The sequence below is a fragment of the Micromonospora sp. ATA51 genome, assembly GCF_016802855.1.
In the GTDB taxonomy this organism is placed as follows: Bacteria; Actinomycetota; Actinomycetes; order Mycobacteriales; family Micromonosporaceae; genus Micromonospora; species Micromonospora sicca.
Genome location: NZ_JAEVHJ010000125.1, coordinates 1 through 17,598, shown reverse-complemented (window position 1 = coordinate 17,598; position 17,598 = coordinate 1). Strand labels below are relative to the sequence as shown.

Genomic DNA, 17,598 nt, shown 5'->3' with positions numbered 1-17,598 from the left:
TCGGCGGCAGCAGTAGCCCGCAGTTCCGCCTCTTGGGCCACCAGCGACGTCTCCTGGCCAGACGTACCCGACACCCGCACATACAACGCCTCACGGCGCGGCCGTTCCGCCTCACCCCGTCCAACGAACGCATCGAGCAACGCAGAGTCGAACCGACGCTCCCGACCAACCCACGTCACCGCCACCCGTCCCTCATCCGCCCACCGGCGCAGCGTCACAGGATGCACACCGATGTACTCAGCGGCCGGACCCAGACGCAGCAACGACATGATCAAGAACGTATCACATAGCTTCGCTTAGTCAATCAGCCAACAGTTGCACACCCTCCGTCCGACCACCGGTCGCCGCCCGCCGGGGTCAGCCGGCCAGGCCCTTCTTCAGCGCCGTGCTGATCTGCACCGCGCGTCGGACGGTCAGCGCGGTCGCCTTGAGCGCGATGTCGTCGGGCGCGGTCTCGCCGTTGTTGCTGGTGTGCGAGGCGCCGTACGGGTTGCCCGCGACGAACTGGCTGGGGTCGGTGTAGCCGGGGGCCACCACGATGCCGCCCCAGTGGTAGAAGACGTTGAACAGGGCCAGCAGGGTGGACTCCTGGCCGCCGTGCGAGGTGGCCGTCGAGCAGAACGCCGAGTACACCTTGTTGGCCAGCGAGCCCTGGGCCCAGAGCGGGCCGGTGGTGTCGATGAACTGCTTGAGCTGGGCGGCGACCATGCCGTACCGGGTGGGCGAGCCGAAGATCACCGCGTCGGCCCAGGAGAGGTCGTCGAGCTGCGCCTCCATCACGTCCTGGGTCTCCAGGTGGTGCGCCTGCCAGCCGGAGTTGGAGCGGACCGCCTCGTCGGGCGCCAGCTCACGTACCTTGCGCAGGCGCACCTCGGCCCCGGCCTCGCCGGCGGCTTCGACCGCTGACTGCGCCATCTGGTAGGTGATGCCGGTCGCGCTGTAGTAGATCACCGCGACCTTGGTCCGACCATCCATCAGACGTTCCCTCCTCAAATCGGATCAGCTCCGGCGACTACCCGTTGTTTGCGGCGTCAAACGGTCACCGCACACAGTCATCGAGGTCGATAGGTTGCGCCTGCTCAAGATTTCCGCAAGTTCCGATCCGCAACGGTGCCGTGGCTCCGCCGGCCGGGGATCCTGGTCGCACCGGTGTCGGCGGAACCCCGCCACCGCCCCACACCGGCGAACCTGAACGGGGGATCGCGCTCCGCCGGCGACCAGGCTGGCGTAGCGCGATCAGGGTTCAGCGGACCAGGACGGCCATCAGCCGGTCGAGCTCCGCCGCCGGATCGGCGGTCAGCCCGGTGTGCACCGGACCGGCCTGGATCATCGTGCTCCGCGGGGCGGCCAGCCAGCGGAACCGCTCCCCCGGCTTCATCGTCCGCGCCGGCCCGTCGCCGCCGCAGGTCCGGTCCCAGGAGCCCAGCGCCGCCGCCACCGCCTCCAGGTCCACATCGGGGGCCAGGGCGCGCGCCCGGTCGGCGTCCAGATGGGTACGCGCACCGAGGAAACCGCGGGCCTGGCAGTAGAGGAGCACGCCCACGTTGATCTGCTCGCCGCGCTCCACCCGGGGCACCAGCCGGATCACCGCGTACTCGAACGGCTCTCTCATGCCACGCTCCCCGCGGGCAGCCAGGCGTCGGTCCGCGCCACCCGCCGGGCCAGGTGGTCCACGTACGCCGCCCGGGCGGCGTCGGGGGTGTCGAAGTCCGGGCCGGTCAGCCACTCCGCCGGCACCAGCGCGAGGACCTCGGTGAGCAGCTCCCGGTCGATCCGCGGGGCGAGCTCGGCGTCCGCCTCGGCCAGCCGGGTGGCGTACGGGGCGAGCACGTGGTCGTCGGCCCGGTAGGCCCGGTGCACGGCGGCCTCGGCGCGCGGCCAATTGTGATGGAAGTACAGGGTGGCGCCGTGGTCGATCAGCCACAGCTGCCGGTGCCAGATCAGCAGGTTGGGGTTGCGCCAGCTCCGGTCGACGTTCTCGGTGAACGCGTCGAACCAGAGCACCCGGGAGGCCAGCGCCGCGTCGACCGGGTGGGCGACCGGGTCGTAGCCGAGCGCGCCGGGCAGGAAGTCCATCCCCAGGTTCGCGCCGCCGCTGTTGCGCAGCAGCTCCTGCACCTCCTGGTCGGGCTCGGCCCGGCCGATGACGGGGTCGATGGTGAGCACCACCAGCGGCGGCACGGCCAGCCCGAGCCGGCGGGCCAGTTCGCCGCAGATCACCTCCGCCACCAGCGCCTTCGGCCCCTGCCCGGCGCCGCGGAACTTCGCCACGTAGGTGCCGAGGTCGTCGGCTTCCACCACGCCGGGCAGCGAGCCGCCCTCGCGCAGCGGGGTGACGTACCGGATGCCGGTGACCTGACGGAGCACGCGCCAACCCTAACCGGCCACCGTGATGCGGGGACCGGCCGTCGGTCAGTCGTTGAGCTTGTCGCGCAGATCGGTGACCCGCTTCTCCAGCCGGTCCACCGCCTGCTCGTTGTTGAGGAAGGTGCTGATGCCGGCGGCGAGCGCCAGCCCGAGCAGCACCGCCAGGGCGCTGAGGACCAGGCCACCGATGGCCACGCCGCGTCCGGTCACCCCGGGCCGCCGGCTCATCTTCAGCCCGACGATGCCGAGGATGACGCCGATGATGCCGAGCAGCAGCCCTACCGACGCCAGGATCGCGGTGAGGACGCTGAGCAGGCCGGCCACTCCGAAGACCAGCGCGAAGGTGGCGGCGGCGCTGGTCTTGGCCTGGGTCGCCGGGGCGGCCGGACGGGCTGCGCCCCTGCCGGCGCCGCCGGCCGGTTCGCTGGACGCTGTCATCCCACACCTCGCATTCCTCGCGTCGGTCGCGGCAGGCGCATCCCCGCTACAGCGACGCTTATGCGTGCAGCCCAGGTCACTTCCGGCACTTCTGCTCCTGTTCGTCCCGGCTCTGGCGAATGCCGCGAATCCCGGCGGGGACTCAGGTCGTGACCCACGAGAGGAAGGACGAACCATGCGACTGACCGAGCAGCAGATCCGTTCGCTGTACGGACAGGACGTCCAGGACCGTTCGGGTGCGAAGATCGGCAGTGTGGGCCAGGTCTGGGCCGACGCCGCCGGCGAGCCCACCTGGGTCAGCGTGAAGACCGGGGTGATGGGCCACCACGAGTCGATGGCCCCGCTTCAGGCGGCCCGGATGCAGGAGTTCGGCCGCCTCCAGGTGGCGTACGACAAGGCGACCGTCCGCAGCGCGCCCAGCGTCGAGACGGGCACCGACCAGCCGCTCGGCACGGACCAGCTCACCCAGCTGTATCAGCACTACCAGCTGCAGCAGCAGGGCGCGGCCCGGCAACCGGAGCAGCCGCCGTAGCGGATGCCGGGCGCACCCGAGGTGGTCCGCTCGGAGGAGCGGCTGCGGGTCGGCACCGAGAGCGAGCCCGCCGGCACGGCCCGGCTCCGTAAGCACGTGGTGACCGAGAACGTGCAGACCGCGGTCCCGGTGGAGCACGACGAGGTGAGCGTGGTCCGGGAGCCGATCACCGCGGCGAACCGGGGCGACGTCCGGCCGGACATCGGCGACGAGCAGCGGGAGATGGAGCTGCGCGCCGAGCATCCGGTGGCCGCCAAGGACCAGGTCCCGGTCGAGCGGGTGCGGCTCGACAAGGACGAGGTGGTCGAGGAGGAGCCGGTCAACGCGCAGGTCCGCCGCGAGCTGGTCGACGCGGACGTGCCCGAGCGGGCGCGCCGGAACCGCTGACGGTTCTGCGGGCTGACGCGGGTAACCCGGGCGGGTGGGCGACCAGGCTGGCGGCGACGTTGGCCGCCGCAGCGGCCAACGCGCTGGGCACGTTCGTGGTGGACTCGTCGGTCGGCCGGGGGCTGTCACCGGGCCTGGCCGGCCTCACGCTGACCCTGGGCAGCGCGGTCTGCGTGGTGGCCCGGGTGGGCGCGGGCTGGCTCGCCGACCGCCGGGCCGGCGGCCACGTCGCCCTGATCGCCGGGATGCTGGTGGTCGGCGCCGGCGGGCTGGGCCTGCTCGCGCTGGCCGGCCCGGTGCCGCTGGTCGCCGGCGTGGTGCTCGGCTTCGGTCTCGGCTGGGCCTGGCCCGGGCTGATGAACTTCGCCGTGGTCAAGCTGCACCCGCAGGCCCCGGCCGCCGCCACCTCGATCACCCAGACCGGGGTGTACGCGGGCGGCTGCCTCGGCCCGCTCGCCCTCGGCGCCGTCGCCGCCCACCTCGGCTACCCCACCATGTGGGCCGTCGCGGCGGCGTCGATGCTGGTGGCCGCCACCCTCATGCTCACCGGCAGCCGCCTGCTCACCCACCCCTGACGGCTCTGCCCCGGCCCGCCCTGGGCGGGAGTGCGCCCGGGAGGGAGCGGCCCGGCGCGGGGTCAGCTGGTGCGGTCGGCGATGTAGTCGCAGAGGGATTCGAGGGCGCGGCGGGCCGGGCCCTGCGGGAGGGGGGCGAGCTGGGTCCGGGCGTCCTCGGCGTAGCTGCGCACGGTCTCGCGGGCCCGCTTGAGCGCGGGAGATTCGCGGAGCAGGCCGAGGGCCTCGGCGTGCAGCGCGTCGTCGACCAGCGGGCCGGTGGCCAGGATCTCCCGGAGCCGGACGGAGGCGGCATCGGAGTCGTCCGCGGCGAGCGCGTAGAGCACCGGCAGGGTCGGTACGCCCTCGCGCAGGTCGGTGCCGGGGGTCTTGCCGGACTGGGTCGACTCGGAGGCGATGTCGAGCAGGTCGTCGGAGAGCTGGAAGGCCACCCCGATGATCTCGCCGTACCCGGCCAGCGCCTCGGTGTGCTCGGCCGACGCGCCGCCGAACATGCCGCCGAACCGGGCCGAGGTGGCGATCAGTGAACCGGTCTTCCCGGCGATGACGTTCAGGTAGTGGTCGACCGGGTCCTCGCCGTCCCGGGGGCCGACGGTCTCGGCGATCTGCCCGTGCACCAGCCGGGCGAAGGTGCGCGCCTGCAGGCGGACCGCCTCGGGGCCCAGGTCGGCCGCCAGGTCGGCGGCGCGGGCGAAGAGGTAGTCGCCGACCAGGATGGCGACCGAGTTGGCCCAGCGCGAGTTGGCGCTCGGGGCGCCCCGCCGCACGGCCGCCTCGTCCATCACGTCGTCGTGGTAGAGCGTCGCCAGGTGGGTGAGTTCCATCACCACGGCGGCCGGGACGACCTGCGGCCCGGTCGGGTCGCCGAACTGCGCGCCCAACGCGACCAGCAGCGGGCGGAACCGCTTCCCGCCGGCCTCCATCAGGTGCCGCGCGGCCTCGGTGACGAGCGGGTCGGCGCTGGCCACGCTGGCCCGCAGCTCACCCTCGACGTCCTCCAGCAGGCCCAGCACGGAAGCCTCGACGCGGGGATCGGCGAGCTGCAGGCCGAGCGCGCCGAACTGACCCGTGCCCTCCGGACCCCGACGACCGCCGGAGCCGGTGGCACCTGAACGCTCGCCAGCCGGAATCACCACGTCTTCAACCATGCCACACCCGTTCGACCTGCCCTGGACAGGGGGACACGGACCGGGGGCCGGCACGCCACGGCGTACCGGCCCCCGGTGGGACGACCTCCGTCATCGCACGAATTCGGCGGCACCGTTGGCCAGGTCGAGCAGCGGCGCCGGGGCGACCCCCAGGACCAGGGTGGCGAGCACGCCGATCACCAGGGCCGCCGAGGTGAGCGCGCCCGGCACGGTGACCGTCGGGGTGGCGTCGCCGGGCTCGGAGAGCCACATCATCACCACGACCCGCAGGTAGGGGAAGGCCAGCACCATGCTGGTCACCACGCCTGCCACGACAAGCCACGCGTTCCCGCTTGCCCACGCCGCGCCGAAGACGGCGACCTTGCTCATGAAGCCGCTGGTCAGCGGGATACCGGCGAAGGCGAGCAGGAGGAAGGTGAAGATCGCCGCGAAGAACGGGGACCGCCGCCCCAGCCCGGCCCAGCGGGACAGGTGGGTGGCCTCGCCGTCGGCGTCCCGGACCAGGGTCACCACGGCGAACGCGGCGAGCACCGATAAGCCGTACGCCACCAGGTAGAACATCGTGCCGGAGAGCCCGTCCTTGCTGGGCGCCAGCACGCCCACCAGCAGGTAGCCGGCGTTCGCGATCGACGAGTACGCCAGCAGCCGCTTGATGTCGGTCTGGGTGACCGCCAGCACCGCGCCGACCAGCATGGTCAGCACCGCCACCGCGCCGAGGACCGGGGTGAAGTCCCAGGCCGCCCCGGAGAACGCGACGTGGAAGACCCGCAGCAGGGCGCCGAACGCGGCGACCTTGGTGCAGGCGGCCATGAACCCGGTGACCGGCGTCGGGGCGCCCTGGTAGACGTCCGGCGTCCAGACGTGGAACGGCGCGGCGGCCGCCTTGAAGAGCAGGCCGATGGCGAGCAGCGCCATCCCGGCGAAGAGCAGCACCGGGCTGGCCGGGGAGTCGGTGACCGCGGCGTGCACGGTGGCGAAGTCGACCCCGGCGGTCCGGCCCGGGATGCCGGAGGTGAAGCCGTAGATCAGCGCCACGCCGAAGAGGAAGAACGCCGACGCGTACGCGCCGAGCATGAAGTACTTCATCGCCGCCTCCTGGCTCAGCAGCCGCCGGCGGCGGGCCAGCGCGCAGAGCAGGTAGAGCGGCAGCGAGAAGACCTCGAGCGCGATGAACATGGTCAGCAGGTCGTTCGCCGCCACGAAGATCAGCATGCCGCCGATCGCGAAGGTGGCCAGCGGGTACACCTCGGTGGTCCCGCTCGCGCCCTCGGCCTGCCGCCGGTCGTCGGGCGACTCGGCGGTGACCGCGGCGTGGGCGACGAACGCCCCGCCCCGCTCGATCGAGCGCTCGCCGATGAGCAGCAGCGCCATCGCGGCGAGGACCAGGATCGCGCCCTGGAGGAAGAGCGTCGGCCCGTCCACCGCGATCGCCTGGCCGGCGGTGAGCAGCCGGTCGTCGGAGTTGAGGATGACCATGGTGAGCGCGCCGAGCACCGCCGCCAGGGCGAGCGTGAGCTGCACCGTGTTGCGCAGGCGCCGGGGCACGAACGCCTCGACCAGGACGCCGACCAGGGCGACGCCCAGCATGATCAGGATCGGAGCGAGCGCCGCGTAGTCGATCGACGGCAACTTCAGCTCGGTCATTTTGCGGCCTCCTGGACGCTGCCGACCGTCGGGGCGGGATCGGTCCGACCGACGTCCTGCATGGTCGCGCGGACGGCGGGGTTGATGACATCGGTGACCGGCTTGGGATAGAAGCCGAGCAGCACGATCAGCGCGATCAGCGGGGCGACCACGACCTTCTCGCGCAGGGTGAGGTCGCGGCGCATGCCCTCGACCTCGGTCAGGGCCGGGTTGAGGGTGCCCTGGGTGGTGCGCTGCACCATCCACAGCACGTACGCGGCGGCCAGGATGATGCCGAGCGTGGCGATCACCGCGACCGGCTTGTTGGTGGTGAAGGTGCCGATCAGCACCAGGAACTCGGAGACGAACGGCGCGGTGCCGGGCAGCGCCAGCGAGGCGAGACCGGCGAAGAAGAGCACCCCGGCCAGCACCGGGACGAGCTTGCCGGCGCCGCCGAAGTCGCTGATCAGGGCCGAGCCGCGGCGCGCGATCAGCATGCCCACCACCAGGAAGAGCAGGCCGGTGGCGAGGCCGTGGTTGAGCATGTAGAGCACCGCGCCGGTGCCGGCCTGGGTGGTGAAGGCGAAGATGCCCACGCCGATGAAGCCGAAGTGCGCGATCGAGGTGTACGACACCAGCCGCTTGAGGTCGTTCTGGCCGACCGCCAGCAGCGCGGCGTAGATGATGCCGATCACTCCGAGCGCCAGCGCCCACGGCGCGAACCAGCGCGACGCCTCGGGGAACAGCGGCAGGCAGTACCGCAGGATGCCGAACGTGCCGACCTTGTCGAGCACGCCGACCAGCAGCGCCGCCGCGCCGGCCGGGGCCGCGCCACCGGCGTCCGGCAGCCAGGTGTGGAACGGGAAGAAGGGCGCCTTGATCGCGAAGGCGAGGAAGAAGCCGAGGAAGAGCCAGCGGGCGGTGCCGGTGGAGATGTCCACCTGGCTCAGCGCCTGCCAGTCGAAGGTCTTCCCGCCGACCACCCAGAGGCCGATCACCGCGGCCAGCATGAACAGGCCGCCGACCAGGGAGTAGAGGAAGAACTTCACCGCCGCGTACTGCCGCTGGTGGCCGCCGTAGCTGCCGATGAGGAAGTACATCGGCACGAGCATGACCTCGAAGAACACGTAGAACAGGAAGACGTCGGCGGCGGCGAAGACGCCGATCATCGTGCACTCGAGGACGAGCAGCAGGGCGAAGTAGACCGGCACGGAGCGCTTCGACGACTCGGCGTCGTGCCACGACGCCAGGATCACCAGCGGCACCAGGATCGCGATCAGCATCAGCATGACCAGCGCGATGCCGTCGGCGGCGAAGGTGAAGTTGACGCCCCAGTTCGGGATCCACGGGTACGACTCGCGGAACTGGAACCGGTCACCGTCGGCCTGGAAGGTGATCCACATGATCACCGACAGCACCAGCACCAGCAGCGACCAGCCGAACGCCACCTGCTTGGCCAGCTCGGGCGAGCGGCGCGGCAGCAGGGCCACGACCAGTGCGCCGACCAGCGGTGCCACGGTCAGCACCGAGAGGAACGGGAAGTTGGACATTATTCGGCCTTACCTCCGTCGTGACTGCGTGGCCCGCCGGCGGGGGCGGTCGTGTTGAGGTCGATCACGCCAGCCACCCCGCCTGCACCGCCAGGAACGCCGCCACCACGAGCAGCGCGCCGGTCAGGATCGAGGTCGCGTACGACCGCACGAAGCCGGTCTGCAGCCGCCGGAGCCGGCCCGATCCACCGCCCACCGCGGCGGCGAGGCCGTTGACCAGCCCGTCGACGCCCCGGTTGTCGAGGAAGACCAGCGCCCGGGTGAGGAAGATGCCCGGCTTCTCGAAGACCGCCTCGTTGACGGCGTCCGTGTAGAGGTTCCGGCGGGCGGCGGTGACCAGCACGCCGGCCGGCTGCGGCGCGGTGGCCGTGCCGGTGCGGAACAGCGCCCAGGCCAGCCCGGCGCCGAGCACGGTGACCAGCAGCGAGAGCGCGGTGATCAGCCAGTGCGCGAGGACCGCCTCGTGCCCCTCCTCCTGGCCGCCCAGCCCGCCGGTGGCCTGCAGCCAGTCCGGCACGGAAGTGGCGAGCAGGAAGCCGGCGCCGACCGACCCGATCGCGAGCAGGACCAGCGGGATGGTCATCAGCTTCGGCGACTCGTGCGGGTGCTCGATGTCCTCGGTCCAGCGGGCCGGGCCGTGGAAGGTGAGCACGAAGAGCCGGGTCATGTAGAAGGCGGTGAGCCCGGCGCCGAGCAGCGCCGCGCCGCCGAAGAGCCAGGCGGTCCAGCCCTCCCGCTCGAACGCGGCCACGATGATCGGCTCCTTGGAGAAGAAGCCGGAGAACGGGAACATGCCGATGATGGCGAGCCAGCCCATCATGAAGGTCAGCCAGGTGGCCTTCATGTACTTGGACAGGTTGCCGAAGCGGCGGATGTCCACCTGGTCGTTCATGCCGTGCATCACCGAGCCGGCGCCGAGGAACATGTTGGCCTTGAAGAAGCCGTGCGCCAGCAGGTGCACGATGGCCAGCGCGTACGCCCCGCCGCCGAGCCCGACGCCGAGGAACATGTAGCCGATCTGGCTGACCGTGGACCAGGCCAGCACCCGCTTGATGTCGTCCTTGGCCGCGCCGATGAGGCAGCCCATCAGCAGGGTGAGCGCCCCGACGCTGACCACCACGAGCTGCAGGGTGTGGTTGGCCGAGAAGATCGGGTTGGAGCGGGCGATCAGGTAGACGCCCGCGGTGACCATGGTGGCCGCGTGGATGAGCGCCGACACCGGGGTCGGGCCCTCCATCGCGTCCGGCAGCCACGCCTGGAGCGGGAACTGGCCGGACTTGCCGGCCGCGCCGAGCAGCAGCAGCAGGCCGAGCACCAGCACGGTGGTGCCGGTCAGCGCGCCCACGCCGTTGAAGACCTCGTCGTACTGGGTGGTGCCGAGGGTGGCGAACATGACGAAGATGCCGATGGCCAGGCCGGCGTCGCCGACCCGGTTCATCAGGAAGGCCTTCTTGCCCGCGGTGGCCGCGCTCGGCCGTCCGTACCAGAAGGAGATCAGCAGGTACGACGCCAGACCGACGCCCTCCCAGCCGAAGTACAGCATCACGTAGTTGTTGCCGAGCACCAGCAGGAGCATCGCGGCGACGAAGAGGTTGAAGTACGCGAAGAACCGCCGGCGGCCCTCGTCGTGCGCCATGTACTCGACCGCGTAGAGGTGGATCAGGAAGCCCACCCCGGTGATCAGCAGCACGAAGACCGCGGCCAGCGGGTCGAAGAGCAGGCCGAAGTCCACCTTGAAGTCGCCGACCGAGATGAACTGCCACAGGCTCTGCTCGACCGACTTGTTCTCCAGGCCACGCAGCTGGAAGAAGTAGGTCAGGCCGAGCACGAAGGCGGCGCCGATGGCGGCCACCCCCAGCCAGTGCCCCCAGCGGTCGGCCCGCCGGCCGAGCAGCAGCAGGATCGCCGCGCTTACCAGCGGGATCGCCACGAGCAGCCAGACGCTGCCCAGCAAGCCCGTGGCCTCTGCGTACCGCACAGTCTCTTCCACTTGCTTGCCCCTTAGTACTTGAGCAGGTTGGCGTCGTCGACGCTCGCCGAGCGTCGAGTCCGGAAGATCGACATGATGATCGCGAGCCCGACCACGACCTCGGCCGCCGCCACCACCATCACGAAGAACGCCATGATCTGACCGTTGAGGTCACCGTTGATCCGGCTGAAGGTGACCAGCGTCAGGTTGGCCGCGTTGAGCATCAGCTCGACGCACATGAACAGCACGATGGCATTACGCCGGACCAGCACCCCGACGGCGCCGATGGTGAACAGCACCGCGGCGAGGATCAGGTAGTAGTCGGGGGTCATTTCTTGTCCGTCCCCTTCAGCGAGGTCTCCTCGGCGGTCAGCTCACGGACCGGCAGGATGTCCGGCGTGCTGCGCTCGGTCAGCCGGCCGTCGGGCAGGCGGGCCGGGGTGGCCACCGAGGAGGAGGTGGCGAAGACGCCCGGACCGGGCTTCGGACCGGGGTAGTTGCCGGGGCGGAACCGGGCCTTCATGGTGGCGACCTGGTCCATCCGGTCCTCCTTGCGCCGCTCCACGTGCGCCAGCACCATCGCGCCGACCGCGGCCGTGATCAGCAGCGCCGAGGTCAGCTCGAAGGCGAAGACGTACTTGGTGAAGAGCAGCCGGGCGATGCCCTGCACGTTGCCCTCGGCGTTGGCCTGTTCCAGGCCGACCGCCCGGACGCCGTGCAGGGCCCGGTAGAGGCCGCTGCCAACCAGGCCGGCGAAGCCGAGCCCGAGCAGGACCGCGGCGGTCCGCTGCCCGCGCAGCGTCTCGATCAGCGAGTCCGAGGCGTCCCGGCCGACCAGCATCAGCACGAACAGGAAGAGCATCATGATCGCGCCGGTGTAGACGATGATCTGCACCATGCCGATGAACGGACCCGCCTGGAGCACGTAGAACACGCCCAGGCAGAGCATGGTCAGCACCAGCCAGAGCGCGGAGTGCACCGCGTTGCGGGCCCAGACCATGCCGATCGCGCCGATCAGCGCCAGCGGGGCCAGGATCCAGAAGGTCACCGCCTCGCCGCCGGAGACCGAGGCCGCCTCGGCGAGCACCGTCTGCGTGGTCATGCGCCGTCTCCCTTGCCTGCCGCTGCCCGCTGGGCCGCCTGCTCGGCGCCGGGGAAGGTCACGCCGGGGTGCTCCTCCACCTGGTACCGACCGGGGCCCATCGGCGAGTGCTCGGCACCGGCCGAGGTGCCCGGGTTGGTCAGCGAACCGATGTAGTAGTCCTTCTCGCTGTCACCCAGCCGCATCGGGTGCGGCGGCTGCTCCATCCCCGGCAGCAGCGGCGCGAGCAGCTGCTCCTTGGTGAAGATCAGGTCCTGCCGGTTGTCCCGGGCCAGCTCGTACTCGTTGCTCATGGTGAGCGAACGGGTCGGGCAGGCCTCGATGCAGAGCCCGCAGAAGATGCACCGGGCGTAGTTGATCTGGTAGACGCTGGCGTACCGCTCACCCGGGGAGAAGCGCTGCTCCTCGGTGTTGTCGCCACCCTCCACGTAGATCGCGTCCGCCGGGCAGGCCCAGGCGCACAGCTCGCAGCCGATGCACTTCTCCAGCCCGTCCGGGTGCCGGTTGAGGATGTGCCGCCCGTGGTAGCGCGGCGCCGACACCGGCGGCTTGAACGGGTAGTCGGTGGTGACGACCTTCCTGAACATGTGCGAGAAGGTGACTCCGAAGCCCTTGAACGTTCCGGTGATCGCGCCCACGTCACACCTCCCTGGAGTCCGAGCCGGCGGCGACGTTGGCCGGCTCCCGCTCGGCGACCACGCGCTTGGTGCGCGGGCTCGGTGGTACCTGCAGGTCCATCGGGGGCAGCGGGAAGCTGCCGTGCGGACGGCTGTTGACCTGTTCCTGGAGCGTCGGCCTCGGCTCCCGCCTGCGACTGGGCCAGAAGAGCGTGGCCAGCAGCAGCACGCCCGCGCCGATCGCGGTGGCGAGCAGCCGGTCCCGGGACTGCCAGTCCTCGATCGAGCGCAGCCCGGACAGGACCAGGATCCAGACCAGGTTGATCGGCAGCAGGACCTTCCAGCCGAAGCGCATGAACTGGTCGTAGCGGAGCCGGGGCAGGGTGCCCCGCAGCCAGACGAAGACGAAGACCAGGATCAGCACCTTGCCGAAGAACCAGAGCATCGGCCACCAACCGGAGTTGGCGCCGGCCCAGAAGGTGGTGATCGGCGCCGGCGCCCGCCACCCGCCGAGGAAGAGCGTGGTGGTGACCGCGGACATGGTCACCATCGAGACGTACTCGGAGAGCATGAACAGCGCGAACTTCAGCGAGCTGTACTCGGTCATGAAGCCCGCGACCAGCTCCGACTCCGCCTCGGGCAGGTCGAACGGCGCCCGGTTGGTCTCACCGACGGTGGCGATGAAGAAGATGATGAAGCTGGGCAGCAGCAGGATCGCGTACCAGCCGGGTGCGGCGACCTCCCAGCCGCCGAGGCTCAGCCGCGTGCCGTGCGCCTGCGCGGCGACGATCCCGCTGGTGGACATCGTGCCGGCGGTCATGAACACCGCCACGATGCTCAGCCCCATCGCGACCTCGTACGAGATCATCTGGGCGCTGGAGCGGAGGCCACCGAGCAGCGGGTACGTCGAGCCAGAGGCCCAACCGCCGAGCACGATGCCGTAGATGCCCATCGAGGAGCAGGCGAGGATCACCAGCACCGCCACCGACACGTCGGTGACCTGCAGCGGCGTGTGGTGGCCGAAGATGCTGACCATCGGGCCGAACGGCACCACCGACAGCGAGGTGACCGCGCAGATCACCGAGATGGTCGGCGCGAAGAAGAAGACCACCTTGTCCGCCGTCCGCGGCAGGATGTCCTCCTTGAAGGCCATCTTCAGGCCGTCGGCGAGCGTCTGGAGCAGGCCGAACGGGCCGACCTGGTTGGGGCCGGGCCGGACCTGCATGTAGCCGACGACCCGGCGCTCGAACCAGACGCCGAGCAGCGTGGCCAGCAGACCGAAGACGAAGGCGAAGACGATCTTGCCGAGGACCAGCCACCACGGATCCTTGCCGAAGTCCGCCAGCGTCGGATCCTGCGCCAGGTAGAGGGCGTTCACTGGATACCCCCGGAGTTGAGGAGGGGACCCGGACGACCGGCCGCGTCCGCGGCGACCGGACCGGTCGCGGCGGGCGCGCTGAGCCGTACGACCGTGCCGGACGTCGCGCCGAGGCTGCGCCGCACGGTCGAGCCGGGTGAGTTGGTCGGCAGCCAGACGACGCCGTCCGGCATCTCGGTGATCGCCGCCGGCAGGGTGAGTGCCCCGCGGTCGGTGCCCACCGTGACCGGGTCACCGTCGGCGACGCCGATCGCCTCGGCGGTGCCCTTGCCCAGCCGGACCACCGGCGGGCGCGCGGTGCCGGCGAGGTGCTCGTCGCCGTCGGTCAGGCTGCCCAGGTCGATCAGCTGGTGCCAGGTGGCCAGCACCGCCTCGCCCGGTCCGGGCTGTTGGACGGCGGCCGGCTCGACCGTGGGGACGGGCGGGCGGCCCACCCGGGTCGACGGCAGCGCGCCGAGCTCCCGGCGGACGCTCGTCACGTCGCCGGTGCCGAGCCGGACGTCGAGCTGCGCGGCGAGCGCGTCGAGCACCCGGCCGTCGGTCATCGCGGCGGTCTCCAGCACGGCCTCGAAGGGCCGCAGCCGGCCCTCCCAGTCGAGGAAGCTGCCGGCCTTCTCGACCACCGGGGCGACCGGGAAGACCACGTCCGCCCGGCGGGCCACCGCGCTCATCCGCAGTTCCAGGCTGACCAGGAACGGCACCGCGTCGAGGGCCTGCTCGGCCAGCCGCGGGTCGGCCAGGTCGCCGGGTCGACGCCGGCCACCACCAGCGCGCCGAGCTGGCCGTTCGCGGCGGCGGTGAGGATGCCGTCGGTGTCCCGGCCGGCCTGGCTCGGGATCACCCCGGCCGCGATGTCCCACGCCTCGCCGAGCTCGGCCCGGGCGGCCGGCTCGGTGACCGGGCGGCCACCGGGGAGCAGGTTGGGCAGGCAGCCCGCGTCGACCGCGCCGCGGTCACCCGCGCGTCGCGGCACCCAGGCCAACTTCGCCCCGGTACGCCGGGCGATGCCCGCCGCGGCGGAGAGCCCGCCCGGCACGGCGCCCAGCCGCTCGCCGACGATCAGGATCGCGCCCGGCGTGCTGAGCGCCTCGGCGACCGTGGCGTGCTCGGCCAGCACGCTGGCCTCCTCGCCCGGCACGACCCGGGCCAGCTTGGCGCCGAGCTTCTCCAGGCCGCGGGTGGCGAACGGCGCCAGCGCGTACACCGTGAGCTTCTTCTTCAGGTACGCCTTGCGCAGCCGCAGGAAGAGGATCGGGCACTCCTCCTCCGGCTCCAGGCCGACCAGCACCACCGCGGGCGCGTTCTCCACGTCCGCGTAGGTGACGTCGGTGACCCCGGCGACGTTGCTGGCCAGGAAGTCGGCCTCCTCGCGGGAGACCGGCCGGGCCCGGAAGTCGATGTCGTTGGTGTTCAGCGCGACCCGGGCGAACTTCGCGTACGCGTAGGCGTCCTCGACGGTCAGCCGGCCGCCGGTGAGCACCGCCGTGCCCCGAGCGCCGTCCCGGGCGGCGCGCAGCCCCTCGGCGGCGCGGGTCAGCGCCTCGCTCCAGGACGCCTCGCGCAGCTCACCGGTCCGCTCGTCGCGGACCATCGGCGTGGTGATCCGGTCGAAGGCGCGGGTGTACTGGAAGGCCCACCGCCCCTTGTCGCAGTTCCACTCCTCGTTCACCGCCGGGTCGTCGCCGGCCAGCCGGCGCTGCACCTTGCCGCGCCGCCAGTCGGTGCGCTGGGCGCACCCGGCGGAGCAGTGCTCGCAGACGCTCGGGCTGGAGACCAGGTCGAACGGGCGGGCCCGGAACCGGTACTGCGCGCCGGTCAGCGCGCCCACCGGGCAGATCTGCACGGTGTTCCCGGAGAAGTACGAGTTGAACGGCACGTCACCCGCGTCGCCCTCCTCGCCGTACGCGTCGTCCCGGTAGATGTTGATCTCCTCGGCGGACGACCGGCCCATCAGGTCGATGAACTTGTCGCCGGCGATCTCCTCGGAGAACCGGGTGCAGCGCTGGCAGAGCACGCAGCGCTCGCGGTCGAGCAGCACCTGGGTGCTGATCGCCATCGGCTTCTCGTACTCCCGCTTGTGCTCGTGGAAGCGCGAGTCGGTGCGGCCGGTGGACATGGCCTGGTTCTGCAGCGGGCACTCGCCGCCCTTGTCACACATCGGGCAGTCCAGCGGGTGGTTGAGGAGCAGCAGCTCCATCACCCCCTCCTGCGCCTTCTTCGCGACCGGGGAGGTGAGCTGGGTGCGGACCACCATGCCGTCGGCCACCGTCTGGGTGCAGGAGGCGACCGGCTTGCGCTGGCCCTCCACCTCCACCAGGCACTGCCGGCAGGCGCCGGCCGGGGCCAGCAGCGGGTGGTCGCAGAAGCGCGGGATCTCGGTGCCCAACTGCTCGGCGACCCGGATCAGCAGCGCGCCCTTGGGGGCGGTGACCTCGACGCCGTCGATGGTGAGGGTGACGGTCTCGGTCTGCTTGGCTACGTCGGTCATTAGTGGGCTCCCACCAGCTGCTTGTCCGACAGCTTCGGCGCGGTACGTCCCTCGATGTAGTCGAGGTAGTCCTGCTTGAAGTACTTCAGCGACGAGGTCACCGAGCTGGTGGCACCGTCACCCAGGCCGCAGAACGAGCGGCCGAGGATGTTGTCGCAGGTGTCGAGCAGGGTGTCCAGGTCCTCGTGAGTGCCCTGGCCGGCGAGGATCCGTCGGTAGACCCGGACCATCCAGTAGTTGCCCTCCCGGCACGGGGTGCACTTGCCGCACGACTCGTGGTGGTAGAACTCCAGCCAGCGGTAGGTCGCGTACACCGGGCAGTCCTGGTCGGAGAAGATCTGGGTGGCCGTGGTGCCCAGGATCGAGCCGGCCGCCGCCACCCCCTCGAAGTCCAGCGGCACGTCCAGGTGCTCGGCGGTGAGCAGCGGGGTCGACGACCCGCCCGGGGTCCAGAACTTCAGCTCGTGCCCGGGCTGCATGCCGCCGGCCAGGTCGATCAGCTCGCGCAGGGTGATCCCCATCGAGCACTCGTACTGGCCGGGGTTGGCGATCCGGCCGGACAGCGAGTAGATCATCGGCCCGGAGGACTTCTCCGTGCCCATGGTCTTCCACCAGTCCGCGCCGCCGAGCACGATGTACGGCACGCTGGCGATGGTGCCGACGTTGTTGACCACCGTCGGGCTGGCGTACAGGCCGTGGGTCGCCGGGAACGGCGGGCGCAGCCGGGGCTGGCCCCGGAAGCCCTCCAGCGAGTCCAGCAGCGCGGTCTCCTCACCGCAGATGTACGCCCCGGCGCCGGAGTGCACCACCAGTTCCAGGTCGAAGCCGCTGCCCATGATGTTCCGGCCCAGGTAACCCTTGGCCCGCGCCTCGGCCACCGCGTTGCGCAGCCGGCGCGCGGCGTGCACCGCCTCGCCGCGGATGTAGATGTAGGCGCGGTTGGCCCGGATCGCGTACGACGCGATGATCACGCCCTCGACCAGCGAGTGCGGGTCGTGCGTCATCAGCGGCAGGTCCTTGCAGGTGCCCGGCTCGCCCTCGTCGGCGTTGACCACCAGGTAGTGCGGCTTGCCGTCGCCCTGCGGGATGAAGCCCCACTTCAGACCGGTCGGGAAGCCGGCGCCGCCGCGGCCGCGCAGCCCGGAGTCCTTGATCAGCTGGATCAGGTCGTCCGGGTGGGCGTTGAGCGCCTTGCGCAGGGCGGCGTAGCCGTCCAGCTTCTCGTAGGTGCCGATCCGCCAGGCGTCCGGCGACAGCCAGCGCTTGGTCAGCACCGGCGTCAGCTTGGCCAGCGTCTCCGGCCGAGGAGTGGTCACTTCTGGCCCCCCGTTTCGCTCGCGACGGTCGGGCTCGCGCCGTTGGCGCCCGTCGACGCTTCCTTGAGGTTGCGCTCCTGCGCCCCGGCCTCGTCACCGGCGGGCTTG

17 protein-coding genes and 1 pseudogene are annotated in these 17,598 nt (G+C 71.3%); 3 read left to right on the top strand and 15 right to left on the bottom strand.

Translation table 11 applies throughout. From position 1 onward, the window contains the following. The 5 genes from JNW87_RS19855 to JNW87_RS19835 form a co-directional block, all read right to left on the bottom strand. Positions 1-269: excisionase family DNA-binding protein (locus tag JNW87_RS19855; RefSeq protein ID WP_238454181.1), on the bottom strand; the 269-nt coding region annotated here is incomplete at its 3' end. Between the two features lie 88 nt (positions 270-357). Next, complete coding sequence (gene wrbA / locus JNW87_RS19850; RefSeq protein WP_109802154.1) at positions 358-975, bottom strand: NAD(P)H:quinone oxidoreductase; 618 nt, start codon at positions 973-975, stop codon at positions 358-360. 268 nt (positions 976-1,243) lie between these two features. Next, a complete protein-coding gene (locus JNW87_RS19845) occupies positions 1,244-1,612 on the bottom strand; it encodes a DUF3037 domain-containing protein (RefSeq protein ID WP_109802153.1) in 369 nt (122 codons plus the stop codon). Then, the gene (locus JNW87_RS19840; protein ID WP_238454180.1) at positions 1,609-2,367 is read right to left on the bottom strand and encodes a HipA family kinase; all 759 of its coding nucleotides are present in this window, start codon (positions 2,365-2,367) and stop codon (positions 1,609-1,611) included. Before JNW87_RS19840 ends, JNW87_RS19845 begins: the two co-directional genes overlap by 4 nt. 45 nt (positions 2,368-2,412) lie before the next feature. Next, on the bottom strand, positions 2,413-2,805 hold the full coding sequence (locus JNW87_RS19835) for a DUF4190 domain-containing protein (RefSeq protein WP_109802151.1): 393 nt from the start codon (positions 2,803-2,805) through the stop codon (positions 2,413-2,415). Positions 2,806-2,980: 175 nt separating this feature from the next. Here JNW87_RS19835 and JNW87_RS19830 point away from each other — a divergent pair, with 175 nt between their 5' ends. Genes JNW87_RS19830 through JNW87_RS19820 form a run of 3 tightly spaced genes read left to right on the top strand, consistent with a single transcriptional unit; the run spans position 2,981 to position 4,299 of the window. Then, positions 2,981-3,337 carry a PRC-barrel domain-containing protein gene (locus JNW87_RS19830; RefSeq protein ID WP_238454179.1) on the top strand — a complete coding sequence of 119 codons (357 nt, stop codon included), beginning with the start codon at positions 2,981-2,983 and terminating at the stop codon, positions 3,335-3,337. A 3-nt stretch (positions 3,338-3,340) separates the two neighbouring features. After that, positions 3,341-3,724, top strand: coding sequence for a YsnF/AvaK domain-containing protein (locus tag JNW87_RS19825; protein WP_109802149.1), 384 nt, complete (start codon positions 3,341-3,343; stop codon positions 3,722-3,724). Between the two features lie 59 nt (positions 3,725-3,783). Continuing rightward, positions 3,784-4,299, top strand: a complete 516-nt coding sequence (locus tag JNW87_RS19820; RefSeq protein ID WP_375373522.1) for an MFS transporter — start codon at positions 3,784-3,786, stop codon at positions 4,297-4,299. A 62-nt stretch (positions 4,300-4,361) separates the two neighbouring features. Here the strand turns inward: JNW87_RS19820 and JNW87_RS19815 are convergent, their stop codons facing one another. The 10 genes and pseudogenes from JNW87_RS19815 to nuoF all read right to left on the bottom strand — a co-directional run bounded on the left by JNW87_RS19815 (position 4,362) and on the right by nuoF (position 17,490). After that, on the bottom strand, positions 4,362-5,447 hold the full coding sequence (locus tag JNW87_RS19815; protein ID WP_109801209.1) for a polyprenyl synthetase family protein: 1,086 nt from the start codon (positions 5,445-5,447) through the stop codon (positions 4,362-4,364). 90 nt (positions 5,448-5,537) lie between these two features. After that, positions 5,538-7,091: an NADH-quinone oxidoreductase subunit NuoN gene (nuoN, locus tag JNW87_RS19810; protein ID WP_109801208.1), complete on the bottom strand. Its 1,554-nt coding sequence runs from the start codon at positions 7,089-7,091 to the stop codon at positions 5,538-5,540. Further along, entirely contained in the window at positions 7,088-8,620 is a 1,533-nt protein-coding gene (locus JNW87_RS19805; protein ID WP_109801207.1) for an NADH-quinone oxidoreductase subunit M, read from the bottom strand. The genes nuoN and JNW87_RS19805 overlap by 4 nt, the downstream gene beginning before the upstream one ends. A gap of 64 nt (positions 8,621-8,684) precedes the next feature. After that, complete coding sequence (gene nuoL, locus JNW87_RS19800; protein ID WP_109801206.1) at positions 8,685-10,610, bottom strand: NADH-quinone oxidoreductase subunit L; 1,926 nt, start codon at positions 10,608-10,610, stop codon at positions 8,685-8,687. An 11-nt stretch (positions 10,611-10,621) separates the two neighbouring features. Continuing rightward, positions 10,622-10,921 carry an NADH-quinone oxidoreductase subunit NuoK gene (gene nuoK / locus JNW87_RS19795; protein WP_088959269.1) on the bottom strand — a complete coding sequence of 100 codons (300 nt, stop codon included), beginning with the start codon at positions 10,919-10,921 and terminating at the stop codon, positions 10,622-10,624. Then, complete coding sequence (locus tag JNW87_RS19790; protein ID WP_109801205.1) at positions 10,918-11,691, bottom strand: NADH-quinone oxidoreductase subunit J; 774 nt, start codon at positions 11,689-11,691, stop codon at positions 10,918-10,920. The genes nuoK and JNW87_RS19790 overlap by 4 nt, the downstream gene beginning before the upstream one ends. Then, on the bottom strand, positions 11,688-12,329 hold the full coding sequence (nuoI, locus tag JNW87_RS19785; RefSeq protein WP_109801204.1) for an NADH-quinone oxidoreductase subunit NuoI: 642 nt from the start codon (positions 12,327-12,329) through the stop codon (positions 11,688-11,690). The genes JNW87_RS19790 and nuoI overlap by 4 nt, the downstream gene beginning before the upstream one ends. Position 12,330: 1 nt before the next feature. Further along, positions 12,331-13,686, bottom strand: coding sequence for an NADH-quinone oxidoreductase subunit NuoH (gene nuoH / locus JNW87_RS19780; RefSeq protein WP_109801203.1), 1,356 nt, complete (start codon positions 13,684-13,686; stop codon positions 12,331-12,333). Further along, a pseudogene (locus JNW87_RS19775) lies at positions 13,683-16,174 on the bottom strand (NADH-quinone oxidoreductase subunit G). Before JNW87_RS19775 ends, nuoH begins: the two are co-directional and overlap by 4 nt. Beyond that, positions 16,174-17,490 carry an NADH-quinone oxidoreductase subunit NuoF gene (gene nuoF / locus JNW87_RS19770; protein ID WP_109801201.1) on the bottom strand — a complete coding sequence of 439 codons (1,317 nt, stop codon included), beginning with the start codon at positions 17,488-17,490 and terminating at the stop codon, positions 16,174-16,176. The pseudogene JNW87_RS19775 and the gene nuoF overlap by 1 nt, the downstream one beginning before the upstream one ends. Positions 17,491-17,598: the final 108 nt, after the last annotated feature.